The sequence below is a fragment of the Arachidicoccus terrestris genome (genome assembly GCF_020042345.1).
In the GTDB taxonomy this organism is placed as follows: domain Bacteria; phylum Bacteroidota; class Bacteroidia; order Chitinophagales; family Chitinophagaceae; genus Arachidicoccus; species Arachidicoccus terrestris.
Genome location: NZ_CP083387.1, coordinates 1471198 through 1493351 on the forward strand (window position 1 = coordinate 1471198; position 22154 = coordinate 1493351).

Here is a 22154-nt window from a genome sequence, read left to right on the forward strand (position 1 = left end):
TTCAGGAAGCATCTTACAAGGCAAATCGCTTATTTTACAAACAGATATTAGTTTCAGGTTACTCCAGAGGTAAACTCACAAAGAAGGCGGCTCTCCCTAAAGAAGGAAAGCCGCCCTATATTTTCTGTTATGTCTTTTAAAGACACCGCTTGTCTGTCTTGCAAATATTACCCTAAAGCAACACGCTTGAAAGATTGAACTTTCAGGTCGTTACCTAAGTATGCGGCAACAGTTTTGCTACCATCCTTTACAAATGGTTGCGCCAGTAACGTATTTTCTTTAAAGAATGCATTTAATTTACCTTCAGCGATCTTGCCGATCATTTCGTCGGGCTTGCCTTCCATTTTAGGATCAGCTTTCATGGTATCAATGATCACAGCTCTTTCCCGGTCAATTGTTTCCTGAGAAATGCTGTCAGAATCGATGGCCAGTGGGTTCAAAGCTGCAATTTGCATAGCGATATCTTTACCTGCTTCACCTGCTTCTTTATTGAAACCTACCAAAACACCGATGCGGTTGGCTCCATGAATATATGAAGCCACATAAGGGGCTTCTACAACTTCAAAGCTGGCAATACCGATTTTTTCACCGATAGCCGCTAATTTATCATTGATCAGATCAGCCACTTTTGCACTTCCAACAGTTGCATTGTTCAATGCATCAATCGAGTCAACATTATTTTCAACTGCGGCATTAGCAATAGATTCCGCGAAAGCCACGAAATCCGCATTTTTTGAAACAAAATCAGTTTCGCAAGAGATGTTAACGATATACCCTTTAGAGTTGTCACTATTTGTCTTTGCAATAACAACACCTTCTTTTGCTTCTCTGTCACTACGTTTTGCTGCAACTTTCTGGCCTTGTTTGCGTAACCAGTCAATTGCGGCTTCAAAATCACCGTTGGTTTCTGTCAATGCCTTACGACAATCCATCATACCAGCCCCGGTGGCCTGGCGTAATTTATTAATATCCTGCGCTGTAATAGCTGCCATGGTTAATTCCTCCAAATATTTTTTAATGATTAAAAAAACCTGCCTTCCAGGCTTAAATAAGAAGCCTGCAAAAGATATTTACAGGCTTCTCTATTGACTTAATTGAAAATAATTCTCTCTTCTATCAAGGAAGCAATTATCTTTTTCCACCAGCCTGAGGCTTGCGGGCGCCACCACCCTGAGGTGCACGGCGTTTAGGGCCACCTTCGCTCTGACGGCCACGACCACCAGCTGTGTTACCGCCTTCTGCTTCGGCTTCAGCCTGCAGTCTGGCAGCTTTTGCTTCATTTTCGTTGTCCACTTCTTCTTCATCTTCATCCTTTGCAGCCTGACGTTCAGCCAGACCTTCTGCAATAGCAGCAGTGATGTAGTTTGTGATAATAGCCACAGATTTAGTAGCATCATCATTAGAAGGAATTGAAAAGTCTACTTTATTGGGATCACAGTTCGTATCAACCATACCGAAAGTTGTAATACCCAGACGCTTTGCTTCAGCCAGCGCAATATGCTCATGTCCGATATCCACCAGGAACAAAGCAGCCGGAAGGCGGCTCATCTGAGCGATACCGCCCAGTACCTTTTCCATTTTATCTTTATCGCGTGCCAGTGTCAGCTTTTCTTTCTTAGTCAGGCTATCAGCGTTTGCATCGCTCAGCAATTTCTCAATGCTCTGCATTTTCTTAACGCTTTTGCGGACCGTGTTGAAATTAGTCAGCATACCGCCTAACCAACGTTCTGTTGCGTAAGGCATATTAACTCTCTTAGCGCAATCAGATACGATTTCCTTAGCTTGTTTTTTGGTAGCCACAAACATGATCTTTTTACCGCTTTTAGCGATCTGTTTCATAGCGGCTGCAGTCTCCTGCAGGTGGTCGACAGTTTTATTCAGGTCAATGATGTGAATGCCTTTTTTCTCTGCAAAAATGTAAGGTAACATTTTTGGATTCCACTTCTTCTTGAGATGGCCAAAGTGTACACCAGCCTCAAGCAGTTGTTGCTGTAGAGAAGTATTTGTTTCCATTTATTAAAAATTATAGTATGGTTAAAATGATATTTTCGGTAAGAAATATACCACTGTCCGCCACTTGAGCAGCGAACAGTGACAATATTTTCTGTATTAACGTTTGCTGAACTGGAAGCTGCGACGGGCTTTCTTGTGACCGAATTTCTTACGTTCAACACTTTTCGAATTACGTGTCAACAGACCGGCTGCCTTTAACAGGGGACGGTATTCAGGATCAATTTCGATCAGTGCACGTGCGATACCTAATTTAGCAGCTTCTGCCTGACCTTTCACACCACCACCAGTGGCATTCACTTTTACATCAAATTTATCGCTTCCCTCTACAGTTTTCAAAGGCACCTCTACCTGATTCTGTAAATAAGCTAAAGTGAAATATTCTTTATAGTCCTTGTCGTTAATGGTAATTTTTCCACTACCGCGGCTAATAAAAACGCGGGTAACGGCTTCCTTACGACGTCCTACGGCTATTTTTTGCTTTTCCATTGAGTATTAATTATTTACAAAAGATCACTTCTGTAAGATTGTTTAAGATTAATTAGAATTTCAGTTCTTTGGGCTGTTGAGCAGTGTGCGGATGCTGGTCCCCTGCATAAACAAACAATTTTTTAATCATTTTACGACCTAATTTGTTTTTAGGCAACATACCCTTGATGGCTCTTTCCAAAACAACTTCAGGACGACGCTTTAAAAGGTCTTTAGCCACTTCCTCTTTTTTACCTCCCGGATAACCAGAGAAGTTGATATAGGATTTCTGCTCTAACTTGTTACCACTAAAAGTAACTTTATCTGCATTGATGACGATAACATAGTCACCAGTGTCTACGTGTGGAGTATAAGACGCCTTATTCTTGCCGCGCAGAATGGCTGCAATTTTAGAGCTGATACGACCCACGGTTTGATTAGTACCATCCACAATATGCCATTGGCGTTGAACGGTAGCCGCATTCGCGTGCTTGGTTGTGAAATGTAGTTTACTCATTTTTAAATGTTTTATACAGCGCTATCCCGCCGTTTTTTATGAATTAGGGTGCAAAGTTGCGCTTAGTTTTTGGATATAACAAGAAATTCGGCCTTTTTTAGAAATGATACTTTCTCAAGTTACTGATTTTCAATAATTATTTTGACTCAATTTTAAAAATAGTCTTGAAAAACACCGTCTTACAACATTTTGGGGGAACGATTATCAGCTTTTATGCCACGAAGCGGTCTTGTACTGCCGATTAAACATGCATATAACGAGAAATGTCTATCCGGCTCAGCTCTTTAATATCGCCGGATGCCCATCCTGTAATATCCAGCTCTTCAATTGAGATACGGACCAATCTAAGGACAGGGGCACCTACCGCAGCACACATTTTGCGGACTTGTCTATTTTTACCTTCTCTCAGTGTCAATGAAAGCCAGGGAGCAGGTACGGTTTTTCTAAAGCGAATCGGCGGGTTTCTATCCGGAAGCTGCGGTTCTCCACCCATTATCTGTGCCTCCACAGCCCGACAGGTATGCACTTTACCGTTGATACCAATCTCAACACCTTTTTTAAGCTGAGAAACTGCCGCCTGACTGACAATACCCTCTACCTGCACATAATACGTTCTGTTGTGAGCGTTTCTGGGATGTAATAAGGCCTGGTTTAACTTTGGGTCATTGGTAAGTAATAACAATCCTTCACTATCATAATCCAAGCGACCCACCGGATAGACGTCTTTTGGAACGGAAAAATAGTCTTTTAGGGTTCTTTTCCCAACCTCAGGGGAAAACTGTGATAAAGTCTGAAAAGGCTTATATATAGCAAAATAGCGAAACCTGGACAAAACTTAGTTTTTATTAAATAAGAAGACAAAAGGCTTAATGGGGTCACTGATAATTTTGCGTACCAGGTAGCTCTTCTCCAGAATTCTGTAATGATTGAGATCGATGACCTCATGCGCCTGGCAGAACTGCTCGGTTCCTTCCACCCTATACAGAATCTCATGAATGGAGCGTACCTCCTGCTCGAAAGCAGCAGTATCGGTATCCGCATACCGGGACAATATGATCAAATCTCTGTTACTATACGCATTCATCGTATCTTAGTTCCGTTATTATTAATAAGACACATTAGCCTCATCTCACGGAAACAATTTATTTTTGTCTCCAGTCAGGCCACTCAGGCAAAATTATTAAAAAAATAAGTTTTTGGAAGAAACCAACGACATCATTTTATTTTCCGCACTGGATTGGGGCTTAGGTCATACCACAAGATCTATTCCGCTTTTAACGTTTTTTAACGAAAATGGCTACCAATTGCTGATTGCAGTGCAGCCAGCTACTGCCAGCGAAAAGATTCTGCAAAGACACTTTCCCGATGCTATATTCCTTCCTCTGAAAGGTTACTGCATTCGCTATGCCAAAAAAAGATCTTTTTTTGCGCTCAAAATATTTTTTCAGATTCCCAAAATTCTGGCAGCCATCAGGCGGGAACATCGTTTTGTCAAAGAAACCGTTCGGTCTTATCCCATCAAGATGATTCTTTCAGACAACCGGTATGGATTTTACCATAAATCCGTGCATTCAGTTTTTATGACCCATCAACTGCGAATTGCAGCGCCCTTTTCATGGCTGGAGGCGACTATACAACAGATCAACTATAACTATATTCAGCGCTTTGATGAACTCTGGATACCCGATCTTAAAGGCGAGCTTAATATCGGAGGAGCACTGTCTCATCCGGGAAAAATGCCACCCGGCGTTTCAGCTCACTACCTGGGTCCCCTCAGCAGATTATCCCTGTTAGACCGGGCCGACACCGACAAGAGCATGCCGGTTCACTCCTTGAAATACCTTTTTTTATTGTCAGGCCCCGAGCCACAACGCAGCATTCTGGAAAAACGACTGCTGGAAGCAGCTCACCGTCTGACAGGTAAAACGATTTTGATCCGGGGACTGCCGGCAGAAGCCAGTACCCCCGTCTACCAGACTTCTGAAATAAAAAGCGGGGCCAATGGGTTGACAGTGATTCCTTATGCTGATCCCGACACATTAAACAGATTATTGCAGAAAGCAGAATATGTCGTTTGTCGAGCCGGCTATTCTACGATTATGGATCTTTTAATCCTGGGTAAAAAAGGCATTTACATTCCCACTCCCGGGCAAACAGAACAACAGTACCTTGCTAAGCGGTTAATGCAGCAGCAATGGGGCTTCTGTTTTGAGCAGGAAGAAGCGGACTACATAAGTCTGTTAGAAAAAGCTGATACTTTTAATTACATTCTCCCTAAACTGGAAACAATGGATGTCCGGCAACATCTGACACACACAGCAAAACTGGGAAATCAGTTAAAAAGATCCAATCACCTGATCAGATGATTTTTAGGGTAGTCAAAAAACCAGAATGCCTTTTTCCCCTCTTTAAAACCGGACCAGCTTTCTATATCCGCTTTAACGGCATAAATACCACAGGTAGGGACAATATCCACCCGGACTTTAGTTAGTTTATTCACAAAATCAGTAAGTCCCGTATTATGAGAGAATAGAGCCACACATTGATAGCTATCCGGCAATGCATGTACGATCTCAAAGAAATTCTTGACGCTCGCCTGATATAATTTAGGTTCCTTTCTGATAGGTATCCCGGGATAAGCACCGGCAAAAAAAGCGCATGTTGCCACCGCCCGGTTCGCATCGCTGGTCACCAGGGCATCGATAGGCACTCCTTTTTTGAGGATCTCATCGGCCATAAAGGGCGCATCCCTTTTGCCCCTGTCATTCAGTGGCCTGTCAAAATCATCTTCCCAGGGATTCTGCCAGCTGCTTTTAGCATGACGGATTACGAGTAATTCTTTCATAGAAAGGGCTCCTTGTTTACTGCTAAACAAATATACATTTTGCATCTAAACCACCCAAATAGACATTCGGATAATTCTAATTTTTTCGTAGGTTTGATTGATGGAACAATCAACAACACTTGTCCGGCTGGCGTCGATGCTAGACAATGATTTTTATAAATTCACCATGCAATGCGCTGTGGTGAGTCTTTTTGCAGATGTAAAGGCAACCTATAAATTCATTAACCGTGGCGGGCATCGCTATCCGCCCGGATTTGGCCAGGCATTAAGAGCGTCTGTGGATGCGATGGCGGAGCTAAAACTGCAGCCTGATGAGAAAGAATACCTACATACAACCTGCCCTTATTTAAGTCCGGCCTATATTGACTTTCTTGCCGGGTACAAATATCATCCACAGGAGGTTCGCATCCATCAGGAAGGCGAAGAGCTGGAAGTAACTGTTGAAGGTTACTGGTTTAGAACCATATTATGGGAGGTTCCATTACTTTCACTAATCAGTGAACTTTTTTATATCCTGACCGGGCAAAAGCGGATAGCGGATGTGGACATTGAAAGACGTACGGCAAAAAAGATACATCTGTTCAATCAACTGGGTGTCACTGTTGCAGAGTTTGGCACCCGTAGAAGACACTCCTTTGAAGTTCACAGGCTGATTGCCTCTACCCTAAAAAAGCACCACGGTAACAGCTATATTGGCACGAGCAATGTCCACCTGGCCAGGATGACTGGTGTCAAGCCCATCGGCACCCATGCACATGAATGGTTTATGTTCCATGGCGCTTATTACGGCTTCAAGATGGCAGGAGGGCTCGGGCTGGAAAACTGGGCAACTGTTTTCCAGGGCGACCTTGGTGTCGCATTATCAGATACGTATACCACCGATATTTTCTTCCAGCAATTTAATAAGAAATTATCCAAGCTTTTTGACGGCGTGCGCCATGATTCAGGCGATCCCATTGAATTTGCAGAAAAAACAATTACGCACTATGAAAAACTGGGGATTAACCCACTCTATAAGTTTATCATCTTTTCAGATGGCCTAAACCCGGAAAAGGTCACCCATATTGCCCAGGCCACACGGGGAAGAATCGGAATATCTTTTGGCATTGGCACCAACCTGACCAATGATGTAGGCCTGGATCCCATGAATATTGTTATAAAGCTTTCATCCATTCAAGCGGGTAATGATAAGCCCATCCCCACCATTAAATTATCGGATGAAAAAGGGAAATACACAGGGGATCCGGAGATGATTGAACTGGCACAGAAAATACTGGGAATTCCGGTTGATCCAGCTTAACAACGATTTTTATTCCCTAAAATCACCTTCACGGTCAACAGACATGCATTTTAAGCACACATCGGGAAAATGTCATTACATTTGCCCCCATACACCTTAGATGACTATAACCATTAGCATTTAGATTATGATACAGGATAAAAATTTTTTAATGCGCCGCCTGAAAGAACTGGCAGCCATGCTCAATAAACAGATTGGCTCATTCCCTGACAATATACTGGGAATTACGCAGGCAGATATTGATCAGCAGATATATACAGCAACGGGATTGGCCGTAGAAGATTTCCTGGCATTTGATGAAAAGCAATTAGAGGATACAATTGCGAAATATGGAGAGCAAGGCGGGCCGTTAATGCTGGATTTTCTGGGTAATCTCTTTTATTATCAGTATCAGGTCACAGGCGACAACTTGTTTCTTACAAAAGCCAGAGATTTCTATGCTCGCTTTCAACAAGAAACCGGCACTTTCTCTATGGTGTATTTCCAAAGAATGCAGCAGCATTGATCTGCAGCAATATCCTTATGACTACCTCGACTGTAAAGTCAAGAGCCAATGATAAAACGGAGCAAACGCTTTACGCCAATATTGTTCCTGATGCATCCCTTCGGGATCCATTACAATCTGGCTGACAACAGTTTCGTTTTTATCCAGCACTAGCTTCATTTGCCGTAACCTTATGTCCAGGCTATCTCCTTCTTTATCTCCTCCATAAAAATAAAACCCCGACTGCCCTAAAAGTGGTAAAGCTTTTTTGGCAGCAGGATAAATGTCCGGTGCGATCCAAAATGAGGGAGAGAAAACACCTGCCTGGCCAAAAATTTGCGGGTATGTAATTGCCGTATAATAACTAATCAGCCCACCCATGGAACTGCCACAAATAGTGGTGAATCTGGCAGCCGGTTTTGTACGGTAATGAGCATCCACAAAAGGCTTTAGAACCTCTGCCAGAAAAGCAGCATAACGTTTTCCTTCTCCCCTACCAAATTGTTTGTTAGGATATGGATTATATTCCTGCATCCGTTCATTCCCGCCATTATCTATTGCCACGACAATGCATTGCTCATGATCGGGCAGACTATTAAGATATTCATCTACACCCCATTCACCTGAAAATGCGGTGGCCTCATCAAATACGTTTTGCCCATCCTGCATATATATAACAGGATAATGGGTTTGTGTATTTTGCTCATAGTTTTTGGGCAGATAAACCCAGATACGCCTTTTACGGTTAAGCTGAGGAATCAAAAATGTGCTATCTATGATTTTAACGTTACCGGCCGCAGTGCTTCTGACAGGCACCCTGGGGAAACGATCAGCCCATCCGGCGACTTTTATAGCAACTTTCAGAGGAGATCTTCCTGTTTGCTTTTCAAGATCCAATATTCTGTTGGAGATCGCACCGCCCATACTGTCGGTTTCCACTGTCTGCCAGTTACCACGAACAACTTTAAAAGCATGTTCACCCAACAGTAATTTAGTTTTTAGTACATAATGCCCCTTTCGGTCTTTGCTGAAGCAAAAAGCGGTATCGGCGGTATGCCAACCATTAAAATCCCCCGCCAAGAACAGACTGTCATTTGCGTCAGGTAATGAAGCATCAGGAAGCTCCAATTCAAAAATTACGGTCTGTCGGACTTGTTTAGCGGACATAAACGAAAATAAACTTAAAATAACTATCAGGTTAAAGATCGGTTTCATAAACCTACTGTATTACGGCTACTTCTTTTCCTCTGCTGACCCAGCTGCACCCCACCTGAACCCGCCTTGTTCCAGCCCCAAGAGGTCGATCAATCGGTGCACTACGGTCATCGCCACTTCGTCGATTGTTGCCGGTTTGCTGTAAAAAGAGGGCGTCAACGGACAGATAATGCCTCCAGCCATTGTGACCGTCTCCATATTACGGATATGAATCAGGTTATAAGGCGTTTCTCTAACACCCAATATAAGGTTTCGACGCTCCTTAAGCATAACATCTGCAGCTCTGCTGACCAGGTCATCGCTGATGCCACTTGCAATCCGGCCTAAGGTGCCCATACTACAGGGAACAATCAACATATCTGTATATTTTGCTGAACCCGAAGCAATGGGTGCATTAAAATCGTACTTGTCGTAGTAAGTAAGCGGGTAAGACGCATATTCTTTATTACTCAGCTCTGTCTCCCAAACGGTAGCCGCATTCTTACTCATTACGACAGCCATTTCTCTCCACTGGCTTTTTAATGCTAACAGTCTTTCAATAAGAAGCTTAGCGTAAATCGACCCGCTGGCCCCGGTTATAGCAAGGGCTATTTTCTTTTCCATCATAATTATTTGCAAGTTAGGCATCCTGGATGAATAATCAGCCATTTGGCGCCATCGACAGCCACGAATGCGCAGATCTCTATTTTTAATAAAATATGGTTTATCTGTCAAAAACTCGGCTTTAGATGTACCTTTGCATATAAGTAGAAATCAGCGTATGATTGTAATTGATAATATATTAGTCAGTGATGATGTACTTAGTGAACAGTTTGTCTGTGATCTAAGTAAATGTAAAGGAGGCTGTTGTGAAGATGGTGATGCCGGTGCACCGCTGATGGATGAAGAATTAAAGGAGCTCCAGAAAAACTTTGACGCCATCAAACCATATCTAACAACGGAAGGGCTGAAAGCGATTGAACAGCAGGGTAAATATATTTACGACAAAAGCTTCGGCTGGGTAACCCCAACAATTAATAATGCCATCTGTGCCTATGGCTACCGAGACACCAACGGTATTATAAAATGTGGTATCGAGCAGGCCTACAATGATGGTAAGCTGGATTGGAAAAAACCCGTCAGCTGCCACCTGTTTCCTATTAAAACAGAAAAAAGCAGGCTTGATAAGGATCTGGAGTTTGTCAATTATGTTCCCAGAGAGGACTTGTGTAGCGCAGCATGTAAATTGGGGAAAAAACTAAAAGTTCCGGTTTACCGGTTTTTAAAAGAGGCAATCATTCGCAAGTACGGCACCGACTTCTATCAAAGCCTGGAAGCTACTGCCGAGCATATGCATAAGGACTAAACTGTCTTCGCAGACTTATTGTAGAAATTATGCCTCGAAGAAATCACTAAACATGACTCCTGAAAGAAAAGAAAAATTATTACGTGTACTTAGTAAACGGCAGTTTGACCTGACCGTCGTCTTTGAAAATGTGCAAGATCCCCATAATATTGCAGCGGTCTTGCGGACATGTGAATCAGCGGGCATTCAGGAAGTACATATTTTAAATCACAGCATTCCGCCACATCCTAAATTTGGCGATGGTTTAGGTTACAGGAGCAGCAGCAGTGCCTGGAAATGGCTAACACTCCATTATCACGATGAGCTGCAAACCTGTGTTGATCACATCAAATCACAAGGGTTTTCATTAATGGCTACAGCGCTCAATGAAAGAGCCGTTGATTTGTACGAAGTAGATTTTACCCAAAAGCTGGCATTGGTATTCGGGAATGAAAAAAAAGGGGTGTCAGATGAACTACTGCAGCTTTGCGATGGCAACTTTCTAATTCCACAGGTAGGCATTATCCAGTCACTGAATATATCTGTAGCCTGTGCTGTTTGTCTGTATGAAGCATATAGACAGAAAAAAAACAAAGGGCATTATCAAACCCATGCCATAACAGACCCAAAAAGTAACGCATTGGCAGCTGAATGGGGAATAAATGAATAACGACCACAACCGTACTTCCCAACTTAAGTACTGTCAAAAATGACAAGTCAACTTTAACGCCCTCTTCGTCAGTTATATAGAAATCATCTACATCCCTTATTGTGGTTAAGCCAGCCGTGCAAACAGGTGTCATCAAGCTAAGGGTGATATGTGAAAGGTAAATTATATCCCCTGCTGGCCGCCATGGTAAAAAAGCAAAAATTACGACCGCTAACTATCGGTTTATAAGTGCAGCCCCATATACTATCATCCCGTCTTCATCTGTATTTGCCTGGGCCTGAAAGATGAATCAAAAATCCAATTTTAAAGACAGTGAACCATAAGGAGCAGCACCAAAATGAGGATGATGTACATTATCATCACTTTTAAAAATAGATTTCAAGGTCCTTTCCTGATAATAGGCCGTTCTGCCAGCGGCAAGGCCTGCTATGGCAGAAATCGACCAACCTTCCCCCAGATTAATTTCAGGTTGAAGTCCTGTATAAAAATACTGATGCGTAAACATTAGTTTCTTGTTGTTTTTAGTTTCCAATGCCATACTCCCGTTAAATGCAGCTACCATATCCAACTTAAACTGTTCACTAAACCTTTTGCCTGCTGAAGCCTCCAGCCCGTTGAACATGGAAACATTCACTTCATAATCACCATTAGTTTTCCATTTAACATATACACCGGGGAAAACCATGGGGTATCCAAGCAATGTATTAATTACCGGCCCCAGGCCCACATCCAAATTATTTTTTATGTGACGAACAAAAATCACACCGCCGTTAGCCATTAAATTATGGAATCCCACTTTTGAAAGATCCGTATGGCTTGTATAAACGCCAACGCCCAGAGTGGCAAGAATGGACCATTTTTCTGACATCGGCCGCAGATGATATAAAGATAAGTTAGCATTAACTATCTTATCAGGGCCAAAGACATCCGCTATTTTCCCGTTTGAGAATGTGGTATATTCTGCTGCGACTCCTAGCCCCCACACCTTCACCGGCTTCTGATTTTCATCCACTTCCACCGATAATGGGATCTTGGCATTCAATGAGAACACCTTTGCACTTCCTTTATCAGTCGTTTTAATATTGCTTCCATTTGTATACCGGGAAGACCCGATAAGTTCGGTTCTCAATTCAACCTGACCATATGTCTTAGCCAAAACCACACTTAACAAAGTAATTAGTGATAACCTCAATATCATATTCATTTTATTTTTTTTAAGATTTAATCCGATCCTTAAGAATTTGAAACAGCAAATATCTATTGCAAGTCCTGCCTTACTAACACAGATTTGACCAATAGCACATTGGTTTTGACCAGTGGCGCACGACCGATCCAATTATCCGTTATTTTTGCACTGTGACAATTGAACATTCTGGGAACCAAGCGCATTATTGAAAAAAACTCCATTATCAAATAATCCTACATGAAAAACTATTTTTTCAAAAGCTATAATGGTATTATCTTTCTGATCTGGACAATCATTATTTTCCTGGTCTTTTTAAATTTTATAAATAGGTATTCGTTTTTACCTTCCGTTGTTTTAACGGTCGTCATTTTCCTTCCGACCATCTTGATTAGCCATGTCCTAAGCAATCATTTATTAAAAATATTTATGCTTACTGACAGAATGCACATTTTCACGATATGGTTCCTGTCATTATCGCTTTTACTATCATTTATCTACGCGTTAATTGACCAGGGCTTCGATATATTATTAACAAACGGGGTGGTCGCATACCCCCGGACGATGTCAGCTAATTCTTTGCTACTGCAATTCATGAGCGCACTCCCTACTCCGCTTTTAATAAATCTCGGATTTTGCGGACTTCGTTTTTATTATGAACATACCAAACTGCAACAGGCTCATTTAAAAAGCCAATTACATTTTTTGCAAGAACAGATCAATCCACATTTTATGTTCAATGTGTTAAATAATATCCACATATTAATGCAAAAGGACCTGGAACTTGCTTCTGCTCAACTGGTCAAATACGCAGATATACTGCGCTATCAACTCTATAACGGCAAAAATGAATGGGTAGCTCTAAAGCAAGAAATCCAGTTTTTGAAAGATGTTATTGAAGTGGAAAAGATGAGGTGGGGGCATTCATTAAAAGTTCAAACCCGGTGGAAGATCATTGACGGTGAAAAAGTAATACCACCCTTGCTGCTAATCACATTCATAGAAAATGCATTCAAACACGTTTCCCGGTCCTTATCTGAAACGGGTTACATAAACATATTGGCAGAACAACAGGAAGGCCAGCTCTATCTAGAAGTAGTCAACTCAAAATCAATAAAACATCCTCAACAAAATAAAAATGCGGTCACTTCAGGCATCGGTTTAAAGAACATAAAAGAAAGACTGGCATTGCTTTATCCCAAAAAACACAATTTGAGCATCGATGAAACGAAAGAGCATTACCGGGTTCAGTTATATATCAATTTTTAATTTATGGAGAAAAAAACTATGACTAAAAGCAGCAATAATACGTTGAAGTGTCTGGTTGCTGACGACGAGAGCTTGGCCCGTGAAGGCATTATTTCCTACATAGAAAAGATTGGCTTTTTACAGGTCGTATCCGTCTGTTCTTCTGCCGTCGAGGTTGGGGAGGTACTTAAAAGAACTTCAATCGACTTGATGTTCCTGGACATCCAAATGCCCCATTTTTCCGGTATGGAACTTCTTGAGTCTCTTGATCATCCACCTTTAACCATTCTTACTACAGCACATTCAGAATATGCCTTAGAAGGTTATAGATTTCAGGTGGTGGACTACTTATTGAAACCCATCACTTTTAATCGCTTTTTCCAGGCTGCATTGAGAGCACAGGAACTATTTAGCCTGCGTAACAATAATGAAGAAGTGGACCCTTCCGTGTATATTCGTCAGGGCGATTCATTTGTCAAAATCTCGTGGCTCGACGTGCTCTTTGTTGAAAGTATGGAAAACTACCTGAAGCTATATTTAAAAGAACGAGTGCTGATCATCCATCAGACAATGACCTTTTTAGAAAATGCACTTCCGAAAGACTATTTTTTCAGAATACACAAATCATACTTAGTACATCTTTCTCATATTGATGTCATAAAAGGAAATTTTGTGTACATCCAGAATCATCCCATTCCGATTTCAAGGCAGAAAAAGGAAGCCTTTCTGAAAACCGTGGTCTATAAAAACCTGGTCAGCAAATAACATGTCAATATGCCCTTGTTTTGACATTAGAAAAACACACATGTTTTAACAATTTCTGAAAGCAGACTTTGTGCTACTTTATATAATCTTGATCACCCATTCCGGGACCTTGGTTATTTTAAAAAACTGAGCGAACCCTGAGCTAACGAACGTTTGCAGGAATCATCACCGATCCACTTCCGTATTAAAATTTTAAAATATTCAATAAAAAATATTTTTTTAATTAAAAATTGTAGGCTAATTTAGCTCCACATTTAACAAATAAGTGAATAATCGTACCCTAAATATTACCTCTTACATTTCCGTAGTGTCCTCCACTACCGGGACGATTATTATTACCCTGTAAAGGGTAAATCATTGTATATATCATCCACTGGGCCGTTAAGGCCGTTTTGTAGAAGCATCTATTTTTCTACGATATAAATCAATATCACTTTCATTTACGCTCATTAAACAATTAAACAATATCTATGTATGTCTTAAAATTCGGAGGCTCCTCCGTCGCAAATGCCGACAATATCAGAAAAGTAGCTGAGATCGTCCGGGCATCAGAGGCCAACCAAGTGGTCGTTGTCGTCTCTGCCCTCGGAGGAATGACCAATGAGCTCCTGGCGCTTGGAACCAGGGCTGCGGAAGGCGATGAAAATTATAAAGGGCACCTGGATGAATTGCAGGAACGCCACATCAATGTTGTAAAGGCTTTGTTACCCATTACCGGCCAGAGCGGCAGCCTCAGCCTGGTCATGCAGCATTTCAATGAACTTGAAGATATCGCAGAAAGTATATTCCGGCTCAGAGAGTTCTCTCCCGCAACAAAAGATCGCATCCTTGCTTTTGGCGAAACGCTCTCCAGCAAAATCATCGCTGCCTATTTTGCCTCCCTGAACCTTTCCTATCGGTGGCTCGACGCCAAAGGTGTAATACTAACAAATTCTAAGTTCAGCATGGCTAAGGTACATCTGGAACCGACCATGGACAATATCAGTAAGACCATCGCCGAGTTTAAAGAAAGAATTATTCTGGTGCCTGGTTTCATTGCCCGCAATAAAAAAGGTCAGACAACCACCCTCGGAAGAGGAGGGTCAGACTATACAGCCGCACTCTTTGCCGCCGCGCTGAAAGCTACACGTCTGGAGATCTGGACCGATGTATCTGGCATGATGAGTGCAGATCCCAGATGGGTGAAGGGAGCAAGAATTATTCCTCATATCTCTTTCAAGGAGGCTATGGAGTTATCTCATTTTGGAGCGAAAGTGATCTATCCACCCACTATTATCCCGGCCATGAATGCCGGTATACCCATACTTGTAAAAAACACTTTTGATCCTGATGCTGCCGGCACTTTAATCGATAATGAGCCGACCGTTCATGAGCTGGATCAGGATATCGTTACCGGCATATCCAGTATGACGGAAATCGCGCTACTCAGCATTGAGGGAAGTGGTATGGTCGGGGTTCCCGGCACATCAAAAACCCTGTTTGAAACGCTGGCAACAGCTCAAATCAATGTTATACTGATCACGCAGAGTTCTTCTGAACATTCTATCTGTGTGGCCGTCGATGTGGCAGATGTCGAACTCGCCAAGGAATCCCTCGATAACAGTTTTCAAAATGATATTCAATCAGGAAAAATAGAACCTATTAAAATTGAGCGCGGACTATCCATCGTAGCGCTTGTAGGGGATAAAATGAAAAGCCATCCGGGCATCAGCGGAAAAATGTTCTCCGTACTCGGCAGAAATGGCATTAATGTTCGCGCCATCGCTCAAGGTAGCTCAGAAAAGAACATTTCCGCAGTCATCTCATTCGACGACGTCAAAAAAGCAATCAATGTGCTGCATGAAGCGTTCTTTGAGAAAGTCTATAAACAATTAAACCTGTTTATTGTAGGCGTCGGCAATGTGGGATCCAGATTGCTTTCCCAATTGAAACAACAAAGAGAATATCTGCTTCACAACCTGAATATACAACTTAGAATAGCAGGCCTGGCCAATAGCCGCAAAATGGTCTTTTCTGATAATGGCGGTGTCTGTCTGGATAACTGGGAAAATGCTTTACAGCAGGGCAATAAGTTTGAGCTGGCAGCATTTATCAATACTGTTCTAGAGAAAAACGTGCGTAATGCCGTTGTGGTAGATGTTACAGCCAATGCTTCCATTGCCGGCACCTATAAAAGGTTTCTGGAAAAAAGTGTAGCCGTGGTGGCTTGCAATAAAATAGCCTGCTCTTCTTCTTATGACGACTACCAGCAGTTAAAGACACTCTCCAAGTCGTTTAATGCACCATTTTTCTTCGAGACAAATGTTGGTGCGGGACTTCCTGTGATCGGAACGCTAAACGATCTGTTAAGAAGTGGCGATGAGGTCCTAAAGATCCAGGCGGTACTTTCAGGGACACTCAATTATGTATTCAATAACTATGATACGACCACCAGCTTTGAACAAGTGGTCAGACAGGCGCAAAAGGACGGCTATACAGAGCCGGATCCGCGGTTAGACCTTGGCGGGACAGATGTGATGCGCAAAATTCTGATCCTGGCCCGGGAGGCTGGATTTGAGCTGAATATGGAGGACATTCAAAATACCCCGTTTCTTCCCGAGTCTTGCTTTGAAGGGAGTGTTGAAGATTTTTATGGTCAGCTGAAAGTCCATGAAGGCCATTTTAAGAAATTGTTTGAAGAGGCTTCTGCCAAGAATTGTAAACTGAAATATGTAGCTAATTTTGAGCCAGGCAACGCCAGCGTAGGATTACAGTCCGTATCTCCTGATTCTGACTTTTACCATCTTTATGGCAAAGACAATATTGTTCTTTTCTATACAAAAAGGTATCCGGACCAACCGCTTGTTATCAAAGGTGCGGGCGCCGGAGCAGAAGTAACGGCTAGTGGTGTTTTTGCGGATCTGATCAAAACCGTTTATTAATCATTTCCTTAATGGCTCATTAAATAAAAAAAAGAACAATGAAAGCATGTATTGCTTATGCGCCCGGAACTGTAGCCAACCTTGTATGTGGATTTGATATCCTCGGACTCTGCCTGGACTCTCCTGCGGACAAAATGGAAGTGAGACTTACGGATAAAGCGGAAATCATTATCCGCAGCGCCGACGGCTATCCACTACCAGAAGATCCGGCACTTAATACAGCCGGGGCTCCATTATTAGAAATGTTGCAGGACCTCGATCAAAAACTGGGCTTTGAAATTCTGATCCATAAAAGGATCAAACCAGGCAGCGGTATCGGGTCCAGTGCCGCCAGCGCAGCTGGCGCCGTAGTGGCGGCTAATTATTTGTTAGGCAACCCTTTTGACAAAGCACAATTAATTCAATATGCAATGGCAGGAGAAAAGGTAGCCAGTGGCGTCAAGCACGCAGATAATGTAGCGCCTTGCGTTTATGGTGGCATTACTCTGATACGTAGCATCGCGCCTTTGGATATTATTCCGCTGGCTGCACCTGATCTCTATGTCAGTGTAGTACATCCACAAATTGAAGTCAGAACGGCGGACGCCAGGGCAATATTACGCCAGCAGATCCCCTTGAAAAACGCGATCCGGCAGTGGGGAAATATAGCGGGGCTGGTCACCGGAATTCTTAAAAACGATGCGGCATTAATCGGCAGAAGTCTTGAGGATCACATTATAGAACCCATACGTAGCACTTTGATCCCCGGCTTTAAGGAATTGAAAGAAAGCTGTAAAGAAGCTGGCGCCTTGGGCGGCGGTATCTCAGGATCCGGGCCTTCCATTTTTATGCTGAGTACTTCCAGACATACTGCACAACAGGTAGAAGAGGTTATGCAAAAGACTTACATTGAACTTGGTATAGAATATCACAGTTATGTTTCTATGATCAACAAAGAAGGCGTCAGAATTGAACCCGTAAAAGGTTAATTTCCGGGACTCATTGACCCAATAACAGAACAATAATACAAAAATAAACAATGCAATATTATAGTTTACAACACCAAGCCCCAAATGTGTCTTTCAGGGAAGCTGTACTAAAAGGGCAGGCACCTGACAAAGGGCTCTATTTTCCAGAAGAGTTACCCAAATTGTCCAAGGACTTCGTCGAGAGCCTCTCGTCACTCAGCAAAGAAGAGATCGGCACTACCGTTATGCGACCCTATGTCGGGGAAGACATTCCAGAGCAGGATTTAAAAAAAATCGTTTCAGAGACCATTAATTTTGACTTTCCACTCGTAAAGATCAATGATCATATTTCGTCACTGGAATTATTCCATGGTCCGACCTATGCATTCAAAGATGTAGGGGCCCGATTCATGAGTCGTTGCCTGGGTTATTTCCAAAAAGAAGAAAATAAGAAAACAACCATTTTAGTAGCCACCTCAGGTGATACGGGAGGTGCTGTCGCCAACGGTTTTCTGGGTGTTGACGGCGTCGAAGTTATTATCCTGTATCCTTCGGGCAAAGTCAGCCCCATCCAAGAGCTACAGTTAACGACCTGTGGGCAGAATATTACAGCCCTGGAGATTGAAGGTAGTTTTGATGATTGCCAGGCGATTGTCAAACAAGCGTTCATGGATCAGGACCTAAATGACGCCTATAATCTAACCTCTGCCAATTCCATTAATGTTGGTCGCTGGCTTCCTCAGCAACTCTATTATTTTTTCGGATTGCAGCAATGGGACCAACGTCAACCACCCGTCATTTGCGTCCCCAGCGGTAATTTCGGTAATATCTGCGCCGGCATATTAGCCCATATCAGTGGGCTGCCTGTAGAACATTTCATGGCTGCCTGTAATGCAAACGATACGGTGCCCGTGTATATGCAAACCGGTAATTATCAACCGAAAGCTTCAACTCCAACCATTTCAAATGCCATGGATGTAGGCAACCCAAGCAACTTTGGTCGTATTCTGGAGATCTTTGGTGGAAAGGCCACTAAGCTAAAGGCCCAACTTAGTAGCGTATCTGTGACAGATGTCAGCACAAAAAGTACGATCAAACAAGTGTATGAGACCGCGGGTTATCTTCTGGATCCACATGGAGCAGTAGCCTATCGTGCACTTGAAGACTTTCAGGCAAGGCATCCGGATAAAAACGGATTTATATTGGAAACCGCTCATCCGGTTAAATTCCCGGATGTAATTGAATCTTTATTAGGAATTCAGATCCCTTTACCTGAAAATGCGGAACAGTTAAATGCCGGCAATAAAGTATCCATTCAACTTCCGGCAACATATGAAGCAGTCAAAAAATGGCTGTTAGGCAGATAAGAAACTACAGCCTGTGACCTATTAAAATGAGATATCAACCCGGCGAGCATCCCATTCTAATAGGTCACTTTTCATTCGTTCAGTCACCTGCCGGCCTATCCGTCATTGGTTAAGGTACTTTGTCCAGTACAATTGTAAATGCACCTCCCTCATCCATCTTTGTCTGAATCGACAAGTTGCCACCGGTTCTTTTGAGCTCTGCAAGATTATCAGACTCCCGTTACCTTCTCTGTGCTCTGCATTTACAGCGTCCATGTAATATTGAACCTGCCGGTCATTTGCCATTACATCATCATAATCAGTGGGCAATCTTTTTTGTTTATATACCTTCCCTTCTTTTGAGGCGATCTAATAGGAAGCATATGTACACAATCACAACCGATTCCTTTGAAAGGGTAAAATACTCACCAGTTATTCATCCAAAGGCAATAATGTTCTGCGTCTGTTCGCTAGTCTTTCAATGGCAGGTCACTGTCTACCTGCGCAGGTTTTAACGGAAGCCGGATTCCTAATGCAGTTGCCACCGCACGAATCTGCGTGAAACTCACAGTTTCTCCACTCAGGATCCTGATTTCAGTGGCCCTGGCTTCGGGGTTATTATTAATTAAATCCTCGATAGAACGCTGTTGCGCGGCCGTTACAAATAGAGATAGCGCCACTTCTTTTGTCTCTAAAAAAGAAATCAAATGACTTTCGATCGTGCTGACGACCATATTTCTGGCTTCTGCAATCTGCTCAATGCTCATCCCTTCCTTAAGCAGGGTCAACGACATTTTCTTGGAACTGCCTACAGGTGCCCTGCCTGACGGTTTTAACGCCTGCGCGGATTCCGACACATTGATCCGGTGAAGGCCGGTTACGCAGGAGAGCCAGTCAGCGATCTTACTGGATTTACTCATGGATTCTGTTAACTGTATAACCTGACCAATCTGAGCTATTTTTCTTTCCAGAGGCAGGATGAGACCAACAATCTTCTTTTGTACCGCGGCTGTTTTCTTAACGCTTTTCAATTTCCTGAGTTGCTCCTTCAGCGGTTCAATAACCTCTTTAGCCAGTGCATCTGTAAACCATCCACAGGCAGCCATGGTTCTTTGATGCAATTTATCAAAACTCTCTATGTCACCTGAATGCAATAACTGCGACAGCTCACCGTTAAACCGTTCTGAAGTGACGCGCTGCTTTTGAATCTGTTGATAGACCTCCTTCATCTTGTCGAGCAAGTCCTGATGGTCGGTGAATAGCTTCTGCTCGTTTTCGCCTATATAAGCCACAATCTGCCGTTCCAGCCGGTTCCAGTCAAATGCTTCCAGGATAAGTGTATAAATATATTCTCTTTGTAGTGTCAGCAACTGGCCGGAGAGCTCATCCTCACTTTTTGCCATCGCATAATATTCCATAACGGATTCATCGGTTTTAATCGCCGAAGACATAATTCTGCTCCGCAGTACCAGGCCATCCAGACTGCGAAGCCGGCTAAGGGCTACATAGACCTGACCAGGTGCAAAGGAAGCGCCCGCATCGACAACAGCTTTATCAAAGGTCAGTCCCTGACTTTTATGTACAGTGATTGCCCAGGCTAGCCGTATAGGTAACTGCCTGAAACTACCTACCTCCACTTCCTCAATCTGATCCTTTTGGCTGTCATATTCGTAACGTAAATTCTGCCAGATCTCCGGTTCCAGGGTCAGCAATCCTTTTTCATCCTTAAACTGGACCTTTATTTCCTGATTGATATCAATATCTGCAATAACGCCGATCTTGCCATTATAAAATCGGCGTTCTTCCCCTTTATCATTTTTAATAAACATGATCTGGGCACCGACCTTAAGCACAATTTCTTTTTCTGCCGGATAGGCCTTTTCAGGAAAGTCCCCTTCAACAATCGCCTTAAAACAGTATGCTTTTGCAGGCAATCCATTTAACGCTTTCTGGTTGATCCGGTCTGCTATGGCATTATGTGAAGTCAATGTAATATACCCTTCATCCTCGCGGGGTTCAAACTCCGGATGATAGTAGCTGTTGAGCTCACTTAGTTCCTGCTGGCTCACCCGACTATTACGCACCTGATTGAGCAAGTGGATGAATGCCTGATTGCTCTGACGGTAAATTTTCTTAAGTTCCAGAAATATAGGAAGTTCTTCTCTTAGCGCATGTGCTTCAAAGAAAAAAGGACTTTCATAAAATTGTTTAAGCACAGCGATATCCTCATTACGGACCACTGGCGGCAACTGAAACAAGTCTCCGATAAACAACATTTGTACCCCACCGAACGGCCGCTGATTTCTGCGTACCCATTTAAGTACTTCACTGATGGCATCCAGTAAATCCGCTCTCACCATGGAAACCTCATCTATAATCAATAGCTCCAACTCTTCCATTATAGATCTTTTGGCGCTATTGAGTTTCAGTTTCTGGATCAACTGATGTCTGTTGTAAAGCACCTGGTGCTCATCAACACCCCAAACATGTTCCGCCGTAGGTGCAAAAATGCCAAAAGGCAGTTGAAAAAAAGAATGGATCGTTACACCGCCGGCATTAATGGCCGCTACACCTGTAGGGGCGAGTACCACCATCTTTTTAGGGCAATGCTGTTTAATATAGTGTAAAAAAGTGGTCTTCCCTGTACCAGCCTTTCCGGTTAAAAAAAGTGGACTACGGGTGAAATTCACAAATGAGATGGCCTGCTGAAAGGCTCTGTTATTGCTGTCATGCTCCATAGGCCTGCAAATTAACGAAATCTGCCTGTCTTCGCAAGATTGTTGTCACCCGTAATCTTCACCCAAGGCAGACAATTGTAGGTCGCCGTTCTCATAGGGATAAGGCAAAACCATTCGTTTTTCTTGCGGCATTTGTCAGCCATTTGTCATATTCAATAAAGTTGCCGGCAAGT

At 42.8% G+C, this 22154-nt stretch carries 21 protein-coding genes; 10 read left to right on the plus strand and 11 right to left on the minus strand.

From position 1 onward, the window contains the following. Positions 1–167: 167 nt before the first annotated feature. The 6 genes from tsf to K9M52_RS05910 form a co-directional block, all read right to left on the minus strand. Positions 168–1007, minus strand: a complete 840-nt coding sequence (tsf, locus tag K9M52_RS05885; RefSeq protein WP_224071130.1) for a translation elongation factor Ts — start codon at positions 1005–1007, stop codon at positions 168–170. A 121-nt stretch (positions 1008–1128) separates the two neighbouring features. After that, the gene (gene rpsB, locus K9M52_RS05890) at positions 1129–2013 is read right to left on the minus strand and encodes a 30S ribosomal protein S2 (RefSeq protein WP_224071131.1); all 885 of its coding nucleotides are present in this window, start codon (positions 2011–2013) and stop codon (positions 1129–1131) included. A 96-nt stretch (positions 2014–2109) separates the two neighbouring features. After that, positions 2110–2499 (minus strand): 30S ribosomal protein S9, encoded by a 390-nt coding sequence (gene rpsI, locus K9M52_RS05895; protein WP_224071132.1) that lies wholly within the window; start codon positions 2497–2499, stop codon positions 2110–2112. Positions 2500–2551: 52 nt separating this feature from the next. After that, entirely contained in the window at positions 2552–2995 is a 444-nt protein-coding gene (gene rplM, locus K9M52_RS05900; RefSeq protein ID WP_224071133.1) for a 50S ribosomal protein L13, read from the minus strand. Positions 2996–3236: 241 nt separating this feature from the next. Beyond that, positions 3237–3827 (minus strand): pseudouridine synthase, encoded by a 591-nt coding sequence (locus tag K9M52_RS05905; protein WP_224071134.1) that lies wholly within the window; start codon positions 3825–3827, stop codon positions 3237–3239. 3 nt (positions 3828–3830) lie between these two features. Next, entirely contained in the window at positions 3831–4079 is a 249-nt protein-coding gene (locus K9M52_RS05910) for a hypothetical protein (RefSeq protein WP_224071135.1), read from the minus strand. Positions 4080–4191: 112 nt separating this feature from the next. On the opposite strand from K9M52_RS05910, the gene K9M52_RS05915 reads away from it, so the two are divergent. Continuing rightward, a complete protein-coding gene (locus tag K9M52_RS05915; RefSeq protein ID WP_224071136.1) occupies positions 4192–5361 on the plus strand; it encodes a glycosyltransferase in 1170 nt (389 codons plus the stop codon). Here the strand turns inward: K9M52_RS05915 and K9M52_RS05920 are convergent. Beyond that, positions 5346–5840 carry a SixA phosphatase family protein gene (locus K9M52_RS05920; RefSeq protein WP_224071137.1) on the minus strand — a complete coding sequence of 165 codons (495 nt, stop codon included), beginning with the start codon at positions 5838–5840 and terminating at the stop codon, positions 5346–5348. The two genes, K9M52_RS05915 and K9M52_RS05920, sit on opposite strands and share 16 nt — an antisense overlap. A gap of 100 nt (positions 5841–5940) precedes the next feature. Here K9M52_RS05920 and pncB point away from each other — a divergent pair, with 100 nt between their 5' ends. Together pncB and K9M52_RS05930 are read left to right on the plus strand one after the other, a co-directional pair. Further along, entirely contained in the window at positions 5941–7140 is a 1200-nt protein-coding gene (pncB, locus tag K9M52_RS05925; protein WP_224071138.1) for a nicotinate phosphoribosyltransferase, read from the plus strand. Positions 7141–7291: 151 nt separating this feature from the next. Beyond that, entirely contained in the window at positions 7292–7645 is a 354-nt protein-coding gene (locus tag K9M52_RS05930; protein WP_224071139.1) for a hypothetical protein, read from the plus strand. A 21-nt stretch (positions 7646–7666) separates the two neighbouring features. Here K9M52_RS05930 and K9M52_RS05935 read toward each other — a convergent pair whose 3' ends face one another. Beyond that, a complete protein-coding gene (locus K9M52_RS05935) occupies positions 7667–8791 on the minus strand; it encodes an alpha/beta hydrolase (protein ID WP_224071140.1) in 1125 nt (374 codons plus the stop codon). A 66-nt stretch (positions 8792–8857) separates the two neighbouring features. Next, entirely contained in the window at positions 8858–9445 is a 588-nt protein-coding gene (locus tag K9M52_RS05940; RefSeq protein WP_224071141.1) for a UbiX family flavin prenyltransferase, read from the minus strand. A 154-nt stretch (positions 9446–9599) separates the two neighbouring features. Here K9M52_RS05940 and K9M52_RS05945 point away from each other — a divergent pair, with 154 nt between their 5' ends. Together K9M52_RS05945 and K9M52_RS05950 are read left to right on the plus strand one after the other, a co-directional pair. Further along, complete coding sequence (locus tag K9M52_RS05945; protein WP_224071142.1) at positions 9600–10184, plus strand: DUF3109 family protein; 585 nt, start codon at positions 9600–9602, stop codon at positions 10182–10184. 52 nt (positions 10185–10236) lie between these two features. After that, entirely contained in the window at positions 10237–10833 is a 597-nt protein-coding gene (locus tag K9M52_RS05950) for a TrmH family RNA methyltransferase (RefSeq protein ID WP_224071143.1), read from the plus strand. A 289-nt stretch (positions 10834–11122) separates the two neighbouring features. On the opposite strand, the gene K9M52_RS05955 is transcribed toward K9M52_RS05950, so the two are convergent. Next, positions 11123–12037, minus strand: a complete 915-nt coding sequence (locus K9M52_RS05955) for a DUF6268 family outer membrane beta-barrel protein (protein ID WP_224071144.1) — start codon at positions 12035–12037, stop codon at positions 11123–11125. Positions 12038–12256: 219 nt separating this feature from the next. Between K9M52_RS05955 and K9M52_RS05960 the strand changes: the two genes are divergently transcribed. From K9M52_RS05960 to thrC, 5 genes are all read left to right on the plus strand, one after another. Continuing rightward, positions 12257–13285, plus strand: a complete 1029-nt coding sequence (locus K9M52_RS05960; protein WP_224071145.1) for a sensor histidine kinase — start codon at positions 12257–12259, stop codon at positions 13283–13285. A 3-nt stretch (positions 13286–13288) separates the two neighbouring features. After that, positions 13289–14029, plus strand: a complete 741-nt coding sequence (locus K9M52_RS05965; protein ID WP_224071146.1) for a LytR/AlgR family response regulator transcription factor — start codon at positions 13289–13291, stop codon at positions 14027–14029. 470 nt (positions 14030–14499) lie between these two features. Continuing rightward, complete coding sequence (gene thrA, locus K9M52_RS05970) at positions 14500–16950, plus strand: bifunctional aspartate kinase/homoserine dehydrogenase I (RefSeq protein WP_224071147.1); 2451 nt, start codon at positions 14500–14502, stop codon at positions 16948–16950. Positions 16951–16988: 38 nt separating this feature from the next. Further along, positions 16989–17918, plus strand: coding sequence for a homoserine kinase (locus K9M52_RS05975; protein WP_224071148.1), 930 nt, complete (start codon positions 16989–16991; stop codon positions 17916–17918). Between the two features lie 50 nt (positions 17919–17968). Next, positions 17969–19264, plus strand: coding sequence for a threonine synthase (gene thrC / locus K9M52_RS05980; protein ID WP_224071149.1), 1296 nt, complete (start codon positions 17969–17971; stop codon positions 19262–19264). A gap of 449 nt (positions 19265–19713) precedes the next feature. On the opposite strand, the gene K9M52_RS05985 is transcribed toward thrC, so the two are convergent. Beyond that, positions 19714–21981: a helix-turn-helix domain-containing protein gene (locus K9M52_RS05985; protein WP_224071150.1), complete on the minus strand. Its 2268-nt coding sequence runs from the start codon at positions 21979–21981 to the stop codon at positions 19714–19716. Between the last annotated feature and the right edge of the window lie 173 nt (positions 21982–22154).